Source organism: Lysobacter sp. OAE881 (genome assembly GCF_040546665.1).
In the GTDB taxonomy this organism is placed as follows: domain Bacteria; phylum Pseudomonadota; class Gammaproteobacteria; order Xanthomonadales; family Xanthomonadaceae; genus Lysobacter_J; species Lysobacter_J soli.
Genome location: NZ_JBEPOG010000001.1, coordinates 3358458 through 3375993, shown reverse-complemented (window position 1 = coordinate 3375993; position 17536 = coordinate 3358458). Strand labels below are relative to the sequence as shown.

The window sequence follows — 17536 nt, the reverse complement described above, 5'->3', positions numbered from 1 at the left end:
GTGCGAAACCCACCCGCGCGCCCACCGCGGACGGCACGGCCTGAGCGTGGCGCCGCGGATGTTCAGAGCTTTCATCAATGCGCGAAGGTCGGTGTGCGTAGTGCTGCTTGCGTCCCTCTTGGCGGGATGCGGCTCGAAGGAACCCGATCCGAACGCGACATTCGGCAGCTCCGTCACCGCGATGGACCACGATCCCAGCGACACGTTTGTGCGCAACGTGTTCGTCAATGGGACGTGGGTGGGTGAAGCGAGCATGGGAGGCGGCATCGTGGCGGGCGGTATTTCGCTGCCATATCGCTGGCGGCCCGGATTGACCGCCGTGGTGAGGTGGGAGCGTTGCGATCGGTTCGATCGAAATCATCCCGTCGCGGATGAAGAAGCCTGCCATTGGACCGAGAAGGTGGTGCCGATCCAGAAGTACGGCGAGGTTGGACACACGGACCTGCATCTTTTGGAAGGAGACCGTGTGCTGATCATCCCCACGATGCTCGATCCAAGGCATCCGGCCTACCCCGGTCCCGGGTATCCCACCAAGGATTTCTTCCATATGCCGCCGAAAGGCAAGGAGCAAAAGCAATGAGCAATGTCGCCTACACGCCGAAAGACGCGCCGGCGACCGTGCCCAAGCCGGGGCGTGTACTGATCTGCAGGAACGGTGAGTGCAAGCTGAGCATTAAGTTCGGGGTCTATTTCGACGGCACGGGCAACAACAAGAATTTGTGCGACCGCGCGGACGGCGGTTACTCGCGCGCGGATATGGCACGACGTTCGCGATGGTTCGCGACAGCGGGCGTGGCGTTGCTCGCGCTGGCGTTGGCCGCGTGCGCGCCGAAGCAGCCGGAGCCCGATGCGATATTCGGCAGTTCCGTCACCGCGATGGATCACGATCCCAGCGACACGTTTGTGCGCAATGTGTTCGTCGATGGGACGTGGGTGGGTGAGGGGGGCGTGGCGGAAAAACCGTGCTTGGCGGTATTTCGCTGCCCTATCGCTGGCGGCCCGGATTGACCGCCGTGGTGAAGTGGGAGCGTTGCGACCGGTTCGATCGAAATCATCCCGTCCCGGATGAAGAAGCCTGCCGTTGGACCGAGAAGGTCGTGCCGATCCAGAAATACGACGACGTTGGCCGTACCTGGCTTCATTTACTCCCGGATGATCAAGTGCGGATCATTCCGAGCATGTTGGCGCCAAACCATCCGGCCTACCCCGGTCCCGGGTATCCCACCAAGGATTTCTTCCATATGCCGCCGAAGGGCAAGGAGCAAACGCAATGAGCAATGTCGCCTACACGCCGAAAGACGCGCCGGCGACGATGACCAAACCGGGTCGAGTGCTGATCTGCAGGAACGGTGAGTGCAAGCTGAGCCTGAAGTTCGGCATCTACTTCGACGGCACAGGCAACAACCAACAATTGGGCGACCGAGCGGAAGGCGGTTACTCGCGCACGGATATGGCACGACGTTCGCGATTGGCAACAGCGGGCGTGGCGCTACTCGCGCTGACGTTGGCCGCGTGCGCGCCGAAGCAGCCCGATCCCGATGCGACATTCGGCAGTTCCGTCACCGCGATGGACCACGATCCCAGCGACACGTTTGTGCGCAATGTGTTCGTCGATGGGACGTGGGTGGGTGAGGGGGGGCGTGGCGGCAAAACCGTGCTTGGCGGTATCTCGCTGCCCTATCGCTGGCGGCCCGGGTTGACCGCCGTGGTGAAGTGGGAGCGTTGCGAGCCCTACGGAAAGAACTGCCGTTGGACCGAGAAGGTCGTCCCGATCCATAAGTACGAGAGGGTTGGCGGAACTTGGCTGCATCTACTTTCGGACGATGAGGTACTGATCATCCCAAGCATGGTCGGCCCCGGCCATCCCGCCTATCCCGGACCCGATCTTCCCACCAAGGATTTCTTCCATATGCCGCCGAAGGGCAAGGAGCGAACGCAATGAGCAATGTCGCTTACACCCCGAATGATGCGTCCAGAACCGTCCCGAAACCTCGCTGGTACAGGCGCGCGATGAATAGACCGGTTCCGTCCTGCCTTTCGGTTCCTCGCGCGAGTGCGAGCACGATTGCGCTTCTAGTGCTGCTGATACTGCCTCTGACTGCGTGCCGTCCCGTCGAACCGCCGATCGATCCGAACGGCACGTTCGGCAGCAGCGTCACCGCGATGGACTACGACCCCAGCGACACGCACGTGCCAAACGTCTTCGTTGATGGAACGTGGGTCGGTGAGGGAGGGCGGGGCGGAAAGATCGTCCTTGGAGGGATCAAGCTGCCTAAACGCTGGCACCCCGGCCTCACCGCGGATGTGCGGTGGCAACGATGCGATCGGCTCGATCCGCAGCATCCGGTTCCGTTGGAGGAGGCCTGCCACTGGACCGAGAAGGTCGTGCCGATTCACCGGTACGACGAGGTGGGACGAACGTGGCTGCACATTCTTCCGGGCGATCGGGTGTTGATCATCCCCAGCATGTTGGGCCCCGGACACCCGGACTATCCGGGGCCCGACCTTCCAACCAAGGACTTTTTTGGCGACTCGAGCGTGAACAACAAGAGCAAGGAGCTCGCGAAATGAGCAATGTCGCATACACTCCGAATGACGCGCCCAAGACCGTGCCGAGACCTTCCCGCGTGCTGATCTGCAGGAACGGCGAATGCCGGTTGTCACTGAAGTTCGGAATCTATTTCGACGGCACAAACAACAACCGCGAACTAGACATGCCGTCGCTTTCCCACAGCAATATCGCGAGGCTCTTTAACATTGCGCACGACGACTCGCTCGCGGGGTTGAACGCCATCTACATCCCCGGTGTCGGCACGCCCTTCCCGCAAATCGGCGAGAACGTTCCGCATCCGGATGGCTCGTCCATGGGGGCGATGGGTGCGGAGCGCATCCGTTACGCGATTCTGGTGATCATGAATCAAATCTCCTGGGTGCTCACGAAGAAACTCATCGTTCCAGAAGACAAGATCCCCGCAGCCGTCAAAACCGACGACAGCTACTGGACATGGAAGAACCGCCTCACCGCACTGCTCACGCAATCGCGTCAGTGCACGGCGGGGCCACATATCGACGATGTCGTGCTGGATGTATTCGGCTTCTCCCGAGGGGCGGCGGAGGCGCGCTCGTTCGTCAACCAGTTGCTCAACCATTTCTGCGAGGACGGGCAGTTCTGCGGCGTGCCCGTACGCATCCGCTTCATGGGGCTGTTCGATACGGTGGCATCGGTGGGGTACGCCGATTCCTTCCCCGGGCCGGTAGAGGGACACCAGGGCTGGGGAGACCAGGATTTGCTGGTGATCCCGCCCGCGGTGGAGCAGTGCGTGCATTTCGTCGCCGGGCACGAAGGCCGCAAGTCCTTTCCGGTGGACCTGGTGCTTGGCAAGGGCGGACGCTATCCGGCCAATTGCATCGAGGTGGTGTACCCGGGCGTGCATTCCGACGTCGGCGGAGGGTATGGGCCGCGCGAGCAGGGAAGGGGATACGGTTCCGGCCAAGACGAAATGCTTTCGCAGATCCCGCTCAACGACATGTACGAGCGAGCACTCGCGGCGGGCGTTGCACTACGCCGGCGCGACAAAATGGCAGAGACGGCTTACGGGGCGGAGTTCGAAGTGAGTCCCCGCTTGCGTCGCCACTTCGACCATTATCTGGCCACACTGCGACGCGAGTGCGGTGGTTATCCTGCCACGCGCCAGTACGAAGCCCATCTTCGCTACTACCTTTATTGGCGCCGTGAAGTGTTGTCTTCGGCGGCGTTCTCGGCCTCGTACAGCATGCAGCGCGTGGATGCGCAGGGTCGCATCAACCTAACGCAGTCCAACGACCAGCTCCGCCAGTACGTTACTGGCATGCAACAGGCCGATGTGCAGTTGGCCCGCTACGAGGCCGTCCATGATCCAAGAATCGCACCGCCTCCGACCGACCCGACGGGCGTGGCCCATTACCGCAAATACTGGCCCAAGCCCACGACGCTTCATGGCGGCGGACAGACGCTGCTCGACTTCTTCGACAACTACGTGCACGACTCCCGCGCGGGGTTCACCATCATCGACCCGGTCACCTATTACGATCACAAGCGCATCCATGAACGACTTAAGCAACTGGATCTGAAGTATCGGCGTGACCTCCAGGCCTACGAGGCGCAAGCCGTGCGCCGGCCACCGACGCAGTGGATGGACCCGGGCACCACGGCGGGCAGTCCGCGCGTTCGTCCGAAGGATCCGCTCACGGCTCGCGAACGCGAGAACCTCGCGATCTACAACAAGACGCGAGACCCGGATAAATTGCGCCAATACGACGAGGTCCCCCAGTACAGCGACAGACATCCGGGTACCTACGACGACGCGGGCGTTAGCGGCACCGATCTGCTTGCGGCCATGGACGGACGTCGCGAGGCACGGTGGAGCTACCTGCATCCGCGCCAGCATTTCGCGTACTCAAGACTTCCCTTCTGATGCCCTCTGCCCGCCCGGCACGATGGGCAAAGGCGGCAAGGCGAGATGCCTGTCCGCCGAGCGCCCTGCCTGATAACCTCCGGTGCATCACACAAGGCGATCCGTCCGCATGCCGCCAGCCCCCAGTACCGCGCTGATCACCAACGACATCGTGATACTGGGGCTGATCGCCGCCACGCTCGGCGCGGTGTTCTGGACCTCGTCGCTCGCCTCTTTCCGCAAGTTCTATTCGATCGTTCCCGCGCTGCTGCTGTGCTACCTGATCCCGGGGCTGTTCAACACCTTAGGCGTCATCGACGGCGAACACAGCAAGCTCTACAACCCCGTCGCAAGCCGCGTGCTGCTGCCCGCCGCGCTGGTGTTGCTGACGCTGTCCATCGACCTGAAGGCAGTGATGCGCCTCGGCCCGAAGCTGGTGGCGATGTACGTCACCGCGTCGCTCAGCGTGGTGGCCGGCGGCATCCTGGCGTTCCTGCTGTTCCAGGCGGTGCATCCGGAAACGGTCGCGGGCGACACCTGGGCCGGCATGACTGCGCTGGCCGGCAGCTGGACCGGCGGCGGCGCGAACATGCTCGCGATGAAGGAAATCTTCCAGGTCGACGCGACGACGTTCGGGCAGTTCGCGGTGGTCGACGTCGGCGTCGGCTACGTGTGGATGGCGATCCTGATCTTCCTCGCCGGGCGCTCGGCGGCGATCGACGCGCGCAGTGGGGCCGACACGCGCGCCATCGACGAACTCAAGGACAAGCTCGCCGCGTTCAAGGCCGAGCACAGCCGCGTGCCGACGCTCACCGACCTGATGGTCATCGTCGGCATCGCCTTCGGTACCGTCGGTCTCGCGCACTTTCTCGCCGCGCCGCTGTCGACGTGGTTCGGCGCGAACGTGAGCTGGGCGCGCTCGGTGAGCCTGCACGAACCGTTCGTGTGGGTGGTGCTGATCTCCACCTTCGTTGGCCTCGGCCTGAGCTTCACGCGCGCGCGCACGCTGGAAGGCGCCGGCGCATCGAACATCGGCACGCTGCTGCTGTATTTCCTGATCGCCGCCATCGGCATGCAGATGGACATCCTCGCGCTGTTCGACCGCCCCTGGCTGTACCTGCTGGGCCTGGTGTGGCTCGGTTTCCACATCCTGATGCTGTGGCTGGTCGGGCGCCTGCTGAAGGTGCCGTTCTTCTATTTCGCGATCGGTTCGCAGAGCAACATCGGCGGTCCCGCCTCGGCGCCGGTCGTCGCCTCGGCGTTCCATCCGGCACTCGCGCCGGTCGGCGCGCTGCTCGGCACACTGGGTTACGCGACAGGCACCGGCCTGGCGTATGCGATGGGGCTGGTGTTGCGGTCGCTGGCGCACTGACGAAGCGACGGGCCGAGCCGAGAGAGACATGTTCAATCCTCTCGATCCCGACAGTTGGCTCGGCCTGCTTGAGCACTGGCGTTTCTTCGCGCCGCTTGCGGTGTGCGTCGTGCTCGCGCTGGCGGTGTACCGGATCGGGGGCAGCACGCCCGATGCGGCAGCGATGGCAGCCTTCATCGGCGTGGCCGGATTGATCGGCGGCGCGGCGTGGCAAATTGTGCATTGGAGTCGCAACCGGCCGCTGGATCTCTGATCGCCCGGTAGGTCCACAAAAAGAAAAAGGCGCCCCATGGGCGCCTTTTCTCTTTCATGCTCCAGCCTCAACAACAGCGACTGCTGCCCTTGCCGTACCGCGCTTCCATCCGCTCCCGGAAGAACTCCTCGCGCGTCATCGGTTCCCGATCCGGATGCGTGCGTCGCACGTGGGCGACGTACACGTCGTAATCTGGAATGCCGATGGCCAGGCGCGCGGTCTGGCAGCTCGCACGCCACCACCGTGCGAGCAGGCCCGACGCCACGCGCAGGGTGCGCGCGGCAGTGCGATCAGCGGGCGATGGCATCGAGCGCGACATAGTCCGACTCCTTCGCCGTCGGGGTGTTGGTGCGACGCGCGGCCAGTGCGGCACGCAGGCCGAACAGAACCGTCGCCACCACCACCGCGACGAACAGTCCGCACAGCGCGGCGTCGAGGTAGTTGTTGAAGATCACGCGCGACATGTCATCCATCGACTTGGCCGGTGCGAGCACCTCGCCGCGCGCGGCGGCGTCGGCGAACTTGCGGGCGTTGGCGATGAAGCCGATCTTCGGATCGGGGTGGAACAGCTTCTGCCAGCCGGCGGTGAGCGTGCAGATCAGCAGCCACGCCGTCGGGATCAGCGGGATCCACAGGAACTTCTCGCGCTTCATCTTCACCATCACCACGCTGCAGAAGACCAGCGCTATGCCCGCGAGCATCTGGTTGGCGATGCCGAACAGCGGCCACAGCGTGTTGATGCCGCCGAGCGGATCGACCACGCCCTGGTAGAGGAAGTAGCCCCACAGGCTCACGGCGATCAGCGTGCACACCACGTTGCTGACCCAGCTCTCGGTCTGCTTGAACGGCTCGTACGCCAGGCCGACGAGTTCCTGGATCATGAAGCGCGCCACGCGCGTGCCGGCGTCGACCGTCGTCAGGATGAACAGCGCTTCGAACAGGATCGCGTAGTGGTACCAGAAGGCCATCATCCCTTCGCCCGGGATCAGGCCGTGCAGGATCTGCGCCATGCCGACCGCGAGCGTCGGCGCGCCGCCTGTGCGCGAGAGGATGGTCTGCTCGCCGATTTCCTTCGCCGTCGCGGTCAGGATGTCGGGCGTGAGCACGAAGCCCCAGCTGGAGATCGCGGCGGCGGCGGATTCGGCCGTCGTGCCGATCAGCGCGGCGGGCGAGTTCATCGCGAAGTAGATGCCCGGCTGCAGCACGCAGGCGGCGATGAGCGCCATGATTGCGACGAAGGCTTCCATCAGCATGCCGCCGTAGCCGACCATCGGGATGTCGCGCTCGCTTGCGATCATCTTCGGCGTCGTGCCCGAGCTGATCAGCGAGTGGAAACCCGACACCGCGCCGCAGGCGATGGTGATGAAGAGGAACGGGAACAGCTTGCCCGAGAACACCGGGCCAGTGCCGTCGACGAACTTGGTCACCGCCGGCATCTGCAGGTCGGGCATCGCGACGACGATCGCCAGCGCGAGGATCAGCACGGTGCCGATCTTGAGGAACGTGGACAGGTAGTCGCGCGGCGCCAGCAGGAACCACACCGGCAGCACCGAGGCGACGAAGCCGTAGGCGATCATCAGCCACGCCAGCGTCGTGCCCTTGAGGTGGAACACCGGGCCCCAGGTCGGGTGCGCGGCGACCAGTCCGCCGCCCCAGATCGCCAGCATCAGCAGCACGAAGCCGATGATCGACACTTCCATGATGCGGCCCGGGCGGAAGTAGCGCAGGTACAGGCCCATCAGGATCGCGATCGGGATCGTCATCGCCACGGTGAACGTGCCCCACGGGCTTTCCGCGAGCGCCTTCACCACGACCAGCGCCAGCACCGCCAGCAGGATCACCATGATCATCAGGATGCCGACCATCGAGATCACGCCCGCGGCGGGGCCCATCTCGGCGCGGATCATCTCGCCCAGCGAGCGGCCGTCCCGGCGCGTGGAGAAGAACAGCACCAGCATGTCCTGCACCGCGCCGGCCAGGACCACGCCGAACAGGATCCACAGCGTGCCGGGCAGGTAGCCCATCTGCGCGGCGAGCACGGGGCCCACCAGCGGGCCGGCGCCGGCGATTGCGGCGAAGTGGTGTCCGAAGACGATGCTCTTCGCGGTCGGGACGTAGTCCAGTCCGTCGTTGCGACGCCATGCGGGCGTCGCGCGCGAGCCGTCGATCATCAGCGCGTTGCGCGCGATGTACAGCCCGTAGAAGCGGAACGCGACGGTGAAGGTCGCCACCGCCGCGACCACCAGCCAGATCGCGTTGATCGTTTCGCCGCGATGCAGGGCGATGGTGCCGATGCAGAAAGCCGCCAGTACCGCCAGGACGGCCCAGCCAAGCCAGGACAGAGATTTCATGACACCCCTCCGGAAGGATCACCGAAGGGTCGCGCCGCGCCGGGCGCCGGGTCAATGCGCAATGCGTCAACTCGCCTGCGACTTTGGTCTAGGCACGGCGACGCCGGGCGCAGTTACAGCCATTTGGCGCGCCGCAACAACGCGAAGAGCACGACGCAGACCACGCCGACCAGGACGATCATGGCCGGGTAGCTCCACCGGCCTTCCAGTTCCGGCATGTGCGTGAAGTTCATGCCGTACCAGCTCGTGATCAGGGTCGGTGCGGCGAGCAGCGCGGCCCAGCCGGCCAGCCGCTTGACGATCTCGCCCTGGTGGATCGTCACCAGCGACAGGTTCACGCTCATCGCCGCGGTGAGCATTTCCCGCAGCGTGTCGGTGGTTTCGTTGAGGCGCACGGCGTGGTCGAGCACGTCGCGGAAGTACAGCTGGCTCTCCTCGTCGATGAGGCCGGTTCGCGCCCGCGCGAGCTGCCCGAGGATGTCCTGCAGCGGCGACACGGCCATGCGCAGGCGCGTGAGTTCGCGCTTGAGGTCGTACAGGTGCTTGACCGTTTCGCTGCGGAATTCCTCGGCGAAGATGTCCTGCTCCAGCTCGTTCAGGTCCTGGCTGAACTCCTGCACGATCGGCTGGAAGTTGTCGACGATGAGGTCGAGCACCGTGTAGAGCGCCGCACCGGGCCCATGCGCGAGGTCGTCCGCGTCGCGCTCGTAGCGGGCGCGCGCCGGCGCGTAACTGGTGGACGCGCCATGCCGCACCGTCACCAGGTAGCGCGGTCCGACGAAGATGTGCGTCTCGCCGAAGCGGATGTGGCTGTCCACGCTCTGCGCCGTGTGCACGACGATGAAGAGCGAGTTGCCGTAGGTTTCGATCTTCGGACGCTGGTGCGCGTTGCGTGCGTCCTCGATGGCGAGGTCGTGCAGGCCGAACTCTTCCTGCAGCTTGTCGAGGATGGCGTCCTCGGGTTCGTACACGCCGACCCAGACGAAGGTGTCGTCGTCCTTCGCGAGGACTTCGCTGATCTCGTCCAGGCTGATTTCACGGCGCGTGCCGCCCCGCCCGTAGGCGGCGCAGTTGACCACGCACTGGGGGTTGAGGCTGTTGTGTTTCGTCGGAGTCGGGGCAGGCGTGCTCATGCGCGAATCCTGCGCCCGGCACGCCCGTCGCGGCAACCCTCAGCGTCGAGCGCGGAAGGCCTGCAGGAGCCCCAGGTGGATCGGCAGCAGCAGCGCGATCCAGTGCACGTTGCGCTGCGGCGTCACCGGCAGCCAGTACACGAACAGCGACGCGACCGCACCGACGGCCACCGCGACGAGCACGCCGCGGAAGAACCGCCGCGGGTCGCGCCCGCGCAGCACGCGCACCGCGCCGGGCAGCAGCAGCCAGCACAACGGGCTGAGCAGCAGGAGATTCGCATTCGCCCACGCATACGTGTGCTGCGTGCCGAACCAGAGGAACAGCATCAACGCGCCGAGCACGCCGGCGAGGATCCAGAACGGCAGCGCGACGGCGGCGACCACGCGCGGACGCGAGCGTCCCACCACCGCCGCGGCGATGCCGAACGCGATGCCGGCCAGCGCCCAGGGCCACCAGCGCACCGGGCCGTCCTGCGGCTCGGGCGGAAGTCGATGCGGAAGGATTTCCTGTTCTTCCAGCACGAGCGGACGCCCGTCGCTGTTCTTCACTTCGCGCAGCGCGTCGGCCAGGCGCATCGGCACGTACGACTCGCGCCAGACCGGCATCGGTTGGTCGGCGGACGGACCGAGCCCGACGTCGAAACCCAGCCACATCCACCACGCCGGCGAGGCGAGCCGCACGGCTTCGCTGCGCGCGGTGGAGCCGTGCGAACGGCCTTCGATCTGCCGGCGCAGGCCGCCGTCGAGCACGCGGTCGAGCGCATCGCGCACGCGCGTGGAGCAGTTGTCGTCGAAGTATTCGTACTTGTAGAACGCGTTCTCCGGCTTCGCGTTCTCCGCCAGCGCGGCGGCCACCTCGCTCGCCTGCGCATCGGTCAGGTCGAGCCACTGGATGCTCACGCCGCGGCCTTCCTCGCGGTATTGCATCAGGTCCTGCTCGAACGGCAGCGCCGCCAGGCGATAGCGCATGTCGCCCTTCACGAAGCGGCTGACGAAATCCTTCTCGGTCGGATCGAAGAACCCGAAGTTGTAGGAAATCGCGTCGTTCGTTTCCGGATCGACCACGACGATGGCGTTGTGGCCGAAGCGCTCGAAGAAGATCTCGCCGGGCTGCATCGTCGCGACGCCAATGCGCGGCGCGGCGGCGAAGGCGGGCAGGGCGACGAACGCCAGCAGCAGGAGGATCAGCGCACAGAGGCGGCGCATCGCGCCCGGCTCACGCGTCACCCAGCACCCCGACGTGGAAGGCGTGCACGCGGCGCGCATCGGCGCCGGAGACGCGGAACACGAAGCGTCCCAGCGTGAGCTCCTCGCCGGCTTCGGGCAGGTGGCCGATGGCCGCCGTGACCAGCCCGCCGATGGTGTCGTATTCGTCGTCATCGAAGTCGGCACCGAAGCGTTCGTTGAAGTCGGAAATCGGCGTCAGCGCGTCCACCACGAACTGGCCGTCGGCCTGCGCGGCGATCAGTGCGTTCGGGTCTTCCGCGTCGTCGTGTTCGTCGTCGATCTCGCCGACGATCTGCTCGAGCACGTCCTCGATGGTGACCAGGCCGGCGACGCCGCCGTGCTCGTCGATCACGATCGCCATGTGGTTGCGCGACTGGCGGAACTCGCGCAGCAACACGTTCAGGCGCTTGGATTCGGGGATCAGCACGGCCGGGCGCAACAGTTCGTGGATGCTGCCCGGGCCGTTGTCGGCGACCACGCCGCGCAGCAGGTCCTTGGCTAGCAGCACGCCGAGGATCTCGTCCTTGTCCTCGCCGTGCACCGGGAAGCGCGAATGGCCGGATTCGACCACCTGCTTCATGAGGTCGAGGAACTTGGCGTCCGCCGGGAGCGAGACCATCTGCGAGCGCGGAATCATCACGTCGCCGACGGTGAGGTCGGACACCGCGATGGCGCCTTCCATCATGCGGAGCGTGTCGGCGGCGATCAGCCCGTCGGCCTGCGCATCGCGCAGCAGTTCGACGAGGTCTTCGCGGGTGGTCGGTTCGCCGGAAAGCGCCGAGCTGATGCGTTCGAGCCAGGAACGGGGCTTTTCGTGCCCGCGCCGGTCGGCGCGTTTTTCCTGGTGCTCGGGCGAATGGAAGCTACTACTGTCGTCCTCGGACATTGCGATTTAGTCAGGCGCCCCGGGGGGATGGGGGCGTCGGGGGAGTCTAGCGCGGATGGGCGACGGGCGCTTGGCGGGCCCGGGCCGGGCAAGCTTCATTCGCCGTAAGGGTCCTCGATGCCCATCCCGGCGAGGATTTCCCGCTCCAGCTGCTCCATGCAGACGGCTTCCTTCTCGTCTTCGTGGTCCCAGCCCAGCAGATGCAGGACGCCATGCACCGTCAGGTGCGCGTAGTGCGCGGCCAGCGGCTTCTTCTGTTCCTTCGCCTCGCGCGCGACCACCGGCGCGCAGATCACCAGGTCGCCCAGCAGCGGCATCTTCGCGCCTTCGGGCAGGCCGTCGGGCAGTTCCGCTGGAAAGCTGAGCACGTTCGTCGCGTAGTCCTTGCCGCGATAGTGATGGTTGAGCGCGCGGCCTTCCTTGGTGCCGACGATGCGGATGGCGAGGTCGGCTTCGCGGATGCGGCTGTCGAGCGCGGCCGCGACCCACTTGCGGAAGCTCACCGCGGACGGAACGCCGGCACGCGGCACGGCATAGTTGATGACGACGTCGAGACGGATCGGACCCTTGGTCATGGCATCGCTCAGGCGGACGGGCCGGTCGCCGCGTTCTGCGCGTCGCGGGCATCGTAGGCGTTGACGATGCGCGCCACGAGCGGATGACGCACCACGTCGCGCGATTCGAAGAAAGTGAAGCTGATGCCGTTGACGTCGCGCAGTACGTCCAGCGCATCCTTCAGGCCGGACTTCTGGTGCCGCGGAAGATCGATCTGCGTGAGATCGCCGGTGACCACGGCCGTGCTGCCGTAGCCGATGCGGGTCAGGAACATCTTCATCTGCTCGATGGTCGTGTTCTGCGCCTCGTCGAGAATCACATACGCATCGTTAAGCGTGCGTCCGCGCATGTACGCAAGGGGCGCGATCTCGATGACGTTCTTCTCCAGCAGCTTGACGACCTTCTCCACGCCGAGCATCTCGTACAGCGCGTCGTAGAGCGGGCGCAGGTAGGGATCGACCTTCTGCGTCAGATCGCCCGGAAGAAAGCCCAGCTTCTCGCCGGCTTCGACCGCCGGACGCACCAGGATCAGCCGCTGCACGCGCGCCTCGTTCAAGGCTTCCACCGCGCTGGCCACGGCGAGGAACGTCTTGCCGGTGCCGGCCGGACCGATGCCGAAGTTGATGTCGTTGGTGGCGATCGCGTGCAGGTACTTGGCCTGGTTCGCGCCGCGACCGCGGATCGTGCCGCGCTTGACGCGGATCGCGACTTCCTGCGGTTCGACGTCGTCGTTGGCGACGTGGTCGGCGTCGATCTCGGTGAGGCGCAGGTGGATCGCGGGCTCGGTGAGCGTTTCCTCGGCGGCGTCGCGCCAGAGGTCGCGCAGCAGGCGCTCGGCCTTGCCCACCGCGTCCTGCGGACCGACGATGCGGAAGATGTTGCCGCGGTTGGCGATCTCCACGCCCAGGCGCAGTTCGATCATGCGCAGGTGGCCGTCGAAGGGACCGCTGAGGTTGGCCAGGCGCTCGGTTTCGGCCGGCTCCAGGACGAATTCGGACGTGGTTCGGGACATCGTGACGGGATCTTCCGTGGGGGAGTGCGCGCGACGCGCGCCGGAGCCCACAAGCTTGCGCCCGCGGGTGTCATTTTTCAAAGAAGCCTCAGCGCGTGTCGCGATGGCGTCGATGCGTGGCGAACGCGCACGCGGTCCACACGGCGCCGACCGCCACCAGCCCCAGCGATCCCCACAGCCAGACGTGCATCACCATGTCGGAGAACACCTGCGCGTCGCGCGAATAGCGCATCCACCAGCGCAGCAGGCCGAGCGCGCCGAGCCCCAGGAACCACAGGCCGAGGGCGCAGCGCTGGAGGAGGGGATGCGTGGGAATCATGGGAAGGATTCCGTGGTGGACCCGTCCCCATCATGGCCGACCGGGCCGCGCGACGCTTGTCATCTTCGCAACGCCCGCGGGCTCGCAACTGCGCCACCGGACGCGACCGTTCGTCGGAACCGGCTTGCCATCTAATTAATTGCGCAATTAAATACAGGCCATGAGCGCCGAGCTACCCCCTAGACCACGTCGGAAGGCCGCAAAGGCCCCGAGCCCGCCATCCGCTCGACGAACAGGTGCGGGGCGACCCGCTGGCCGTTCGCCGGGCCGTCCGAACGCCGACAGCCCCGACCTGCGAGAACGCCTGCTCGACGCGGCGATCGCCTGTTTCGTGCGCGAGGGCATCGCTGCGACCTCGCTGCGGACCATTGCCACCGAAGCCGGCGTCACGCCGGCGCTGCTGCATTACTACTTCGGCGACAAGGCGCAATTGCAGGAAGCGGTGATCGCCGAGCGCGTGCTGCCGGCCTTCCAGCAGTTGCGCGAGCCGGTGCTCGCCGCTGGCGACGACGTGGCCGGGCTGATCGCGGGCTTCGTCACCGGCGTGGGCCGTCTGGTCGCCGCGCATCCCTGGCTGCCGCCGCTGTGGGTGCGCGAAGTGCTGTGCGAGGGCGGCGCGCTTCGCGACGTGCTGTTCGAACGCATCGGCCCGCAACTGCCGCAGATGATGGCCGCGCGCTTCGCCCAGGCGCAGTCGCGGGGCGAACTCAACGAAGACCTCGATCCGCGCCTGCTGATGGTGTCGCTGGTCGGATTGACGCTGTTTCCCGCGGCAGGTGCGCCGATCTGGCGCCGTCTGCTGCAGGCGGACGACCTCGATTTCGACGTGCTGCGCCGGCACACGCTCGCACTGCTCGACCGCGGCCTGGGACTGGAGTGACGCCATGAACGCACGTGTCTGCCTTCTCGCCCTGACGCTGGTCGTGGCCGGTTGTCGTGACGACGCGCCGCAGGCGCTGGGCACGCTGGAATGGGACCGCATCGCGCTGCCCGCGCCCGCATCGGAAAAAATCGTCCGCATCGACGTGCGCGAAGGCCAGCGCGTGAAAGCCGGCACGCCGTTGCTGCAGCTGGAGGTCACGCGAACGCAGGCGCAACTGCAGGCATTGCAGGCCCAGGCGCAGCAGGCGGGCGAGGCGCTGGAGGAACTCGAACACGGCCCGCGCAGCGAGCAGATCCAGCAGGCGCGCGCGAACCTCGCCGCCGCGCAGGCCGAAGCCGCCGACGCGCGTGCCTACTACACGCGCCTGCAGCCGCTCGGCCGGCAACGTCTGGTCGCGGCGTCCGATGTCGATCGCGCACGCGCTGCCGCGGGCACCGCCGACGGGCAGGTCCGCGCCGCGCAGGCCGCGCTGCTCGAACTCGAACGCGGCACGCGCGTCGAACAGATCGCGCAGGGCCGTTCGGCCGTCGCGGCCGCGCAGGCGCAGGCGGCGAACCAGCAGGCGACCTTGCAACGGCTCGATGTCACCGCGCCGCGCGCCGGCCTCGTCGACAGCCTGCCATACCGGCTCGGCGACGAAGCGCCGCTCGGCGCGCCGCTTGCGGTGATGCTGGTCGGCGATCGCCCCTACGCGCGCATCTACGTGCCCGAACCGATCCGCGCGAACGTCAAGGTCGGCGACACCGCGCGTGTGTTCCTGGACGGACGCGACGCCGCCTTGCAGGGCCGCGTACGCATGATCCGCAGCGAACCCAGCTTCACGCCGTACTACGCGCTGATCGGCGAGGACGCCGCGCGCCTGAGTTACCTCGCCGAGGTCGAGATCACCGGCGACACGGGCGGCGAGCTTCCGGCCGGCGTGCCCGTGCGGGTGGAATTCGCGCGATGAACGCGCAGGTCGCTCCCGATACGGCCGGCGATCTGGCGATCCGCGCGCGCGGGCTCACCAAGCGCTTCGGCCAGCTGGTCGCGGTGAACCACGTGAACCTCAGTGTCCCGCGCGCGAACGTGTACGGCTTCCTCGGTCCGAACGGTTCGGGCAAGACGACGACCATCCGCATGCTCTGCGGCCTGCTCACGCCGACCGAAGGCGACGTCGAAGTGCTGGGCCTGCGCATTCCCGAACAGGCCGAGGAACTGCGACGTCGCATCGGCTACATGACGCAGAAGTTCTCGCTGTTCGAAGACCTCACCGTGCGCGAGAACCTCGAATTCCTCGCCGCCGTGCAGGACATCCCGCGCGCGCAGGCCGCAAAACGCATCGACGAACTCGTCGAGCAGTACCACTTCGCCGATCGCCAGAAGCAACTCGCCGGCACGATGAGCGGTGGCCAGAAGCAGCGCCTCGCGCTCGCCGGCGCGGTGATCCAGAAGCCGGAACTGCTGTTCCTCGACGAACCGACCAGCGCGGTGGATCCCGAATCGCGCCGCGATTTCTGGGAGAAGCTTTTCGACCTCGCCGATGCCGGCACGACGATCCTGGTGTCGACGCACTACATGGACGAGGCCGAACGTTGCCATCGCATCGCGATCCTTGATCGCGGCGTGCTCGTGGCCGACGGTACGCCGGACGAACTTACCCACGCGCTTGCCGGCCGCACGCTCGAAGTGATGGCCGACCAGCCGCGTCGCGCGCAGAAGGTGTTGCTGGACGTGCCGGGCGTGCTCAGCGTGGCGCAGATCGGCAACGCGTTGCGCGTGCTCAACGACGCCAACGGCGATGCCGCCGCGCGCGTGAAGAAGGCGCTCGACGATGCCGGCCTGGAAGCCGATGTCTCCGAATCGACGCCGAATCTCGAAGACGTGTTCGTGTCCTCCACGCGGGGCCGCGACGACGAGCAGGATGCGGGCAAGCCGGAGAAGGCCGGATGAACCTGCGCCGCCTGCTCGCGATCGTCATGAAGGAACTGCGGCAGATGCGGCGCGACCGCATCACCCTGGCGATGATCGTCGGTATCCCGGTGATGCAGCTGGTGCTGTTCGGATACGCGATCAACCTCAACCTGCGCGGCCTGGACACCGGCATCGCCGATTTGTCCAATACCGCGGCCTCGCGCGCGCTGGTGATGGACATGGTCGCCACCGGTGTCATCGACCCGACGCTCAGCGCGACGTCGCCGCAGGAACTGATGGATGGCCTTCAGCGCGGCGAGATCAGCATCGGCGTGGTGATCCCGCCGGATTTCGAACGCCGCCGTTTCGAAGGCCGCGAAGCCGTGCAGGTGCTGGTCGACGGCAGCGACACGGTGGTGCAGAGCGCGGCCGTGCAGCTCGCGCAAGTGCCCTTGAACACGCAACCCACGACCAATCGCAGCAGCGGCAGCGCCGTCGGGCAGATCGGGCCGGGGCAGGTGAGCGTGGTGAGTTTCTACAACCCGCAGCGCCGCTCCGCGATCAACATCGTGCCGGGCCTCATCGGCGTGATCCTCACGATGACGATGGTGCTGTTCACCGGCGTGGCCATCGTGCGCGAGCGCGAACGCGGCAACATGGAACTGCTCATCGCCACGCCGTTGTCGAGTTCGGAACTGATGATCGGAAAGGTGCTGCCGTACGCGGCGATCGGCCTGATCCAGACGACGGTGATCCTCGTGCTGGGCGTGTGGCTGTTCGACGTACCGATCCGCGGCAGCCTGCTCGACGTGTACCTCGCCGCGGTGCTGCTGATCCTCGCCAACCTGACGCTGGGCCTGCTCATCTCGACCAAGGCGCAGTCGCAGTTCCAGGCGATGCAGATGACGTTCTTCGTCTTTCTTCCGTCGATCCTGTTGTCGGGTTTCATGTTTCCGTTCGCCGGCATGCCGAAGGTCGTGCAGTGGCTGGCCGAAGTCCTGCCGCTCACGCATTTCCTGCGCCTGATCCGCGGCATCATGCTGCGCGGCGCCGGTCTTTTCGAGCTGTGGCATGACGTGCTGGCGCTGCTGGCCTTCATCGCGGTGATGATGACGCTGGCGATATCGCGCTTCCGCAAGCGACTGGACTGACCGGCCGCAGCACTTGCCACGACCGTCGCGATTGCGCACAGTCCGGACACTTTCGGACATGCGGGGTA

The 17536-nt window shown here is 66.2% G+C and carries 20 protein-coding genes; 12 read left to right on the top strand and 8 right to left on the bottom strand.

The features are described from left to right. Positions 1-58: 58 nt before the first annotated feature. The 8 genes from ABIE51_RS15570 to ABIE51_RS15535 all read left to right on the top strand — a co-directional run bounded on the left by ABIE51_RS15570 (position 59) and on the right by ABIE51_RS15535 (position 6058). Entirely contained in the window at positions 59-580 is a 522-nt protein-coding gene (locus ABIE51_RS15570; protein WP_192631387.1) for a DUF3304 domain-containing protein, read from the top strand. Further along, complete coding sequence (locus ABIE51_RS15565; RefSeq protein WP_192631386.1) at positions 577-1008, top strand: hypothetical protein; 432 nt, start codon at positions 577-579, stop codon at positions 1006-1008. Before ABIE51_RS15570 ends, ABIE51_RS15565 begins: the two co-directional genes overlap by 4 nt. Further along, a complete protein-coding gene (locus ABIE51_RS15560; protein WP_253337835.1) occupies positions 1005-1274 on the top strand; it encodes a DUF3304 domain-containing protein in 270 nt (89 codons plus the stop codon). Before ABIE51_RS15565 ends, ABIE51_RS15560 begins: the two co-directional genes overlap by 4 nt. Beyond that, positions 1271-1942 (top strand): DUF3304 domain-containing protein, encoded by a 672-nt coding sequence (locus ABIE51_RS15555; RefSeq protein ID WP_192631384.1) that lies wholly within the window; start codon positions 1271-1273, stop codon positions 1940-1942. The genes ABIE51_RS15560 and ABIE51_RS15555 overlap by 4 nt, the downstream gene beginning before the upstream one ends. A gap of 134 nt (positions 1943-2076) precedes the next feature. After that, positions 2077-2571: a DUF3304 domain-containing protein gene (locus tag ABIE51_RS15550; protein ID WP_192631383.1), complete on the top strand. Its 495-nt coding sequence runs from the start codon at positions 2077-2079 to the stop codon at positions 2569-2571. After that, positions 2568-4454 carry a T6SS phospholipase effector Tle1-like catalytic domain-containing protein gene (locus tag ABIE51_RS15545; RefSeq protein WP_192631382.1) on the top strand — a complete coding sequence of 629 codons (1887 nt, stop codon included), beginning with the start codon at positions 2568-2570 and terminating at the stop codon, positions 4452-4454. Before ABIE51_RS15550 ends, ABIE51_RS15545 begins: the two co-directional genes overlap by 4 nt. A gap of 109 nt (positions 4455-4563) precedes the next feature. Further along, positions 4564-5805 (top strand): DUF819 family protein, encoded by a 1242-nt coding sequence (locus ABIE51_RS15540; protein ID WP_192631381.1) that lies wholly within the window; start codon positions 4564-4566, stop codon positions 5803-5805. A 28-nt stretch (positions 5806-5833) separates the two neighbouring features. Then, complete coding sequence (locus ABIE51_RS15535) at positions 5834-6058, top strand: hypothetical protein (RefSeq protein WP_192631380.1); 225 nt, start codon at positions 5834-5836, stop codon at positions 6056-6058. A gap of 67 nt (positions 6059-6125) precedes the next feature. Here ABIE51_RS15535 and ABIE51_RS15530 read toward each other — a convergent pair whose 3' ends face one another. The 8 genes from ABIE51_RS15530 to ABIE51_RS15495 form a co-directional block, all read right to left on the bottom strand. Next, positions 6126-6365, bottom strand: coding sequence for a YbdD/YjiX family protein (locus ABIE51_RS15530; RefSeq protein ID WP_192631737.1), 240 nt, complete (start codon positions 6363-6365; stop codon positions 6126-6128). Beyond that, a complete protein-coding gene (locus ABIE51_RS15525; protein WP_192631379.1) occupies positions 6349-8409 on the bottom strand; it encodes a carbon starvation CstA family protein in 2061 nt (686 codons plus the stop codon). The genes ABIE51_RS15530 and ABIE51_RS15525 overlap by 17 nt, the downstream gene beginning before the upstream one ends. Before the next feature lie 113 nt (positions 8410-8522). Then, positions 8523-9542, bottom strand: a complete 1020-nt coding sequence (corA, locus tag ABIE51_RS15520) for a magnesium/cobalt transporter CorA (protein ID WP_192631378.1) — start codon at positions 9540-9542, stop codon at positions 8523-8525. 39 nt (positions 9543-9581) lie between these two features. Continuing rightward, on the bottom strand, positions 9582-10748 hold the full coding sequence (locus ABIE51_RS15515) for a lipoprotein N-acyltransferase Lnb domain-containing protein (RefSeq protein WP_192631377.1): 1167 nt from the start codon (positions 10746-10748) through the stop codon (positions 9582-9584). A 10-nt stretch (positions 10749-10758) separates the two neighbouring features. Next, complete coding sequence (locus ABIE51_RS15510; RefSeq protein ID WP_157030889.1) at positions 10759-11655, bottom strand: CorC family transporter; 897 nt, start codon at positions 11653-11655, stop codon at positions 10759-10761. Positions 11656-11750: 95 nt separating this feature from the next. Further along, on the bottom strand, positions 11751-12230 hold the full coding sequence (ybeY, locus tag ABIE51_RS15505; protein WP_192631376.1) for an rRNA maturation RNase YbeY: 480 nt from the start codon (positions 12228-12230) through the stop codon (positions 11751-11753). A gap of 8 nt (positions 12231-12238) precedes the next feature. Continuing rightward, complete coding sequence (locus ABIE51_RS15500; RefSeq protein WP_157030888.1) at positions 12239-13222, bottom strand: PhoH family protein; 984 nt, start codon at positions 13220-13222, stop codon at positions 12239-12241. An 88-nt stretch (positions 13223-13310) separates the two neighbouring features. Continuing rightward, entirely contained in the window at positions 13311-13541 is a 231-nt protein-coding gene (locus tag ABIE51_RS15495; protein ID WP_192631375.1) for a hypothetical protein, read from the bottom strand. 160 nt (positions 13542-13701) lie between these two features. Here ABIE51_RS15495 and ABIE51_RS15490 point away from each other — a divergent pair, with 160 nt between their 5' ends. The 4 genes from ABIE51_RS15490 to ABIE51_RS15475 are packed head-to-tail and all read left to right on the top strand — an operon-like array spanning position 13702 to position 17468. After that, complete coding sequence (locus tag ABIE51_RS15490; RefSeq protein ID WP_192631374.1) at positions 13702-14421, top strand: TetR/AcrR family transcriptional regulator; 720 nt, start codon at positions 13702-13704, stop codon at positions 14419-14421. A gap of 4 nt (positions 14422-14425) precedes the next feature. Beyond that, complete coding sequence (locus ABIE51_RS15485; protein ID WP_192631373.1) at positions 14426-15373, top strand: HlyD family secretion protein; 948 nt, start codon at positions 14426-14428, stop codon at positions 15371-15373. Positions 15374-15411: 38 nt separating this feature from the next. Next, positions 15412-16356 carry an ABC transporter ATP-binding protein gene (locus ABIE51_RS15480; RefSeq protein WP_192631736.1) on the top strand — a complete coding sequence of 315 codons (945 nt, stop codon included), beginning with the start codon at positions 15412-15414 and terminating at the stop codon, positions 16354-16356. After that, positions 16353-17468: an ABC transporter permease gene (locus tag ABIE51_RS15475; RefSeq protein ID WP_192631372.1), complete on the top strand. Its 1116-nt coding sequence runs from the start codon at positions 16353-16355 to the stop codon at positions 17466-17468. The genes ABIE51_RS15480 and ABIE51_RS15475 overlap by 4 nt, the downstream gene beginning before the upstream one ends. Positions 17469-17536: the final 68 nt, after the last annotated feature.

What these genes read in the sequence shown, in the direction of transcription:
- ABIE51_RS15570 (WP_192631387.1), top strand. Translation starts at nt 59, where the DNA reads ATGTTCAGAGCTTTCATCAATGCGCGAAGGTCGGTGTGCGTAGTGCTG.
- ABIE51_RS15565 (WP_192631386.1), top strand. Translation starts at nt 577, where the DNA reads ATGAGCAATGTCGCCTACACGCCGAAAGACGCGCCGGCGACCGTGCCC.
- ABIE51_RS15555 (WP_192631384.1), top strand. Translation starts at nt 1,271, where the DNA reads ATGAGCAATGTCGCCTACACGCCGAAAGACGCGCCGGCGACGATGACC.
- ABIE51_RS15545 (WP_192631382.1), top strand. Translation starts at nt 2,568, where the DNA reads ATGAGCAATGTCGCATACACTCCGAATGACGCGCCCAAGACCGTGCCG.
- ABIE51_RS15540 (WP_192631381.1), top strand. Translation starts at nt 4,564, where the DNA reads ATGCCGCCAGCCCCCAGTACCGCGCTGATCACCAACGACATCGTGATA.
- ABIE51_RS15535 (WP_192631380.1), top strand. Translation starts at nt 5,834, where the DNA reads ATGTTCAATCCTCTCGATCCCGACAGTTGGCTCGGCCTGCTTGAGCAC.
- ABIE51_RS15530 (WP_192631737.1), bottom strand. Translation starts at nt 6,365, where the DNA reads ATGCCATCGCCCGCTGATCGCACTGCCGCGCGCACCCTGCGCGTGGCG.
- ABIE51_RS15525 (WP_192631379.1), bottom strand. Translation starts at nt 8,409, where the DNA reads ATGAAATCTCTGTCCTGGCTTGGCTGGGCCGTCCTGGCGGTACTGGCG.
- corA (WP_192631378.1), bottom strand. Translation starts at nt 9,542, where the DNA reads ATGAGCACGCCTGCCCCGACTCCGACGAAACACAACAGCCTCAACCCC.
- ABIE51_RS15515 (WP_192631377.1), bottom strand. Translation starts at nt 10,748, where the DNA reads ATGCGCCGCCTCTGTGCGCTGATCCTCCTGCTGCTGGCGTTCGTCGCC.
- ABIE51_RS15510 (WP_157030889.1), bottom strand. Translation starts at nt 11,655, where the DNA reads ATGTCCGAGGACGACAGTAGTAGCTTCCATTCGCCCGAGCACCAGGAA.
- ybeY (WP_192631376.1), bottom strand. Translation starts at nt 12,230, where the DNA reads ATGACCAAGGGTCCGATCCGTCTCGACGTCGTCATCAACTATGCCGTG.
- ABIE51_RS15500 (WP_157030888.1), bottom strand. Translation starts at nt 13,222, where the DNA reads ATGTCCCGAACCACGTCCGAATTCGTCCTGGAGCCGGCCGAAACCGAG.
- ABIE51_RS15495 (WP_192631375.1), bottom strand. Translation starts at nt 13,541, where the DNA reads ATGATTCCCACGCATCCCCTCCTCCAGCGCTGCGCCCTCGGCCTGTGG.
- ABIE51_RS15490 (WP_192631374.1), top strand. Translation starts at nt 13,702, where the DNA reads ATGAGCGCCGAGCTACCCCCTAGACCACGTCGGAAGGCCGCAAAGGCC.
- ABIE51_RS15485 (WP_192631373.1), top strand. Translation starts at nt 14,426, where the DNA reads ATGAACGCACGTGTCTGCCTTCTCGCCCTGACGCTGGTCGTGGCCGGT.
- ABIE51_RS15475 (WP_192631372.1), top strand. Translation starts at nt 16,353, where the DNA reads ATGAACCTGCGCCGCCTGCTCGCGATCGTCATGAAGGAACTGCGGCAG.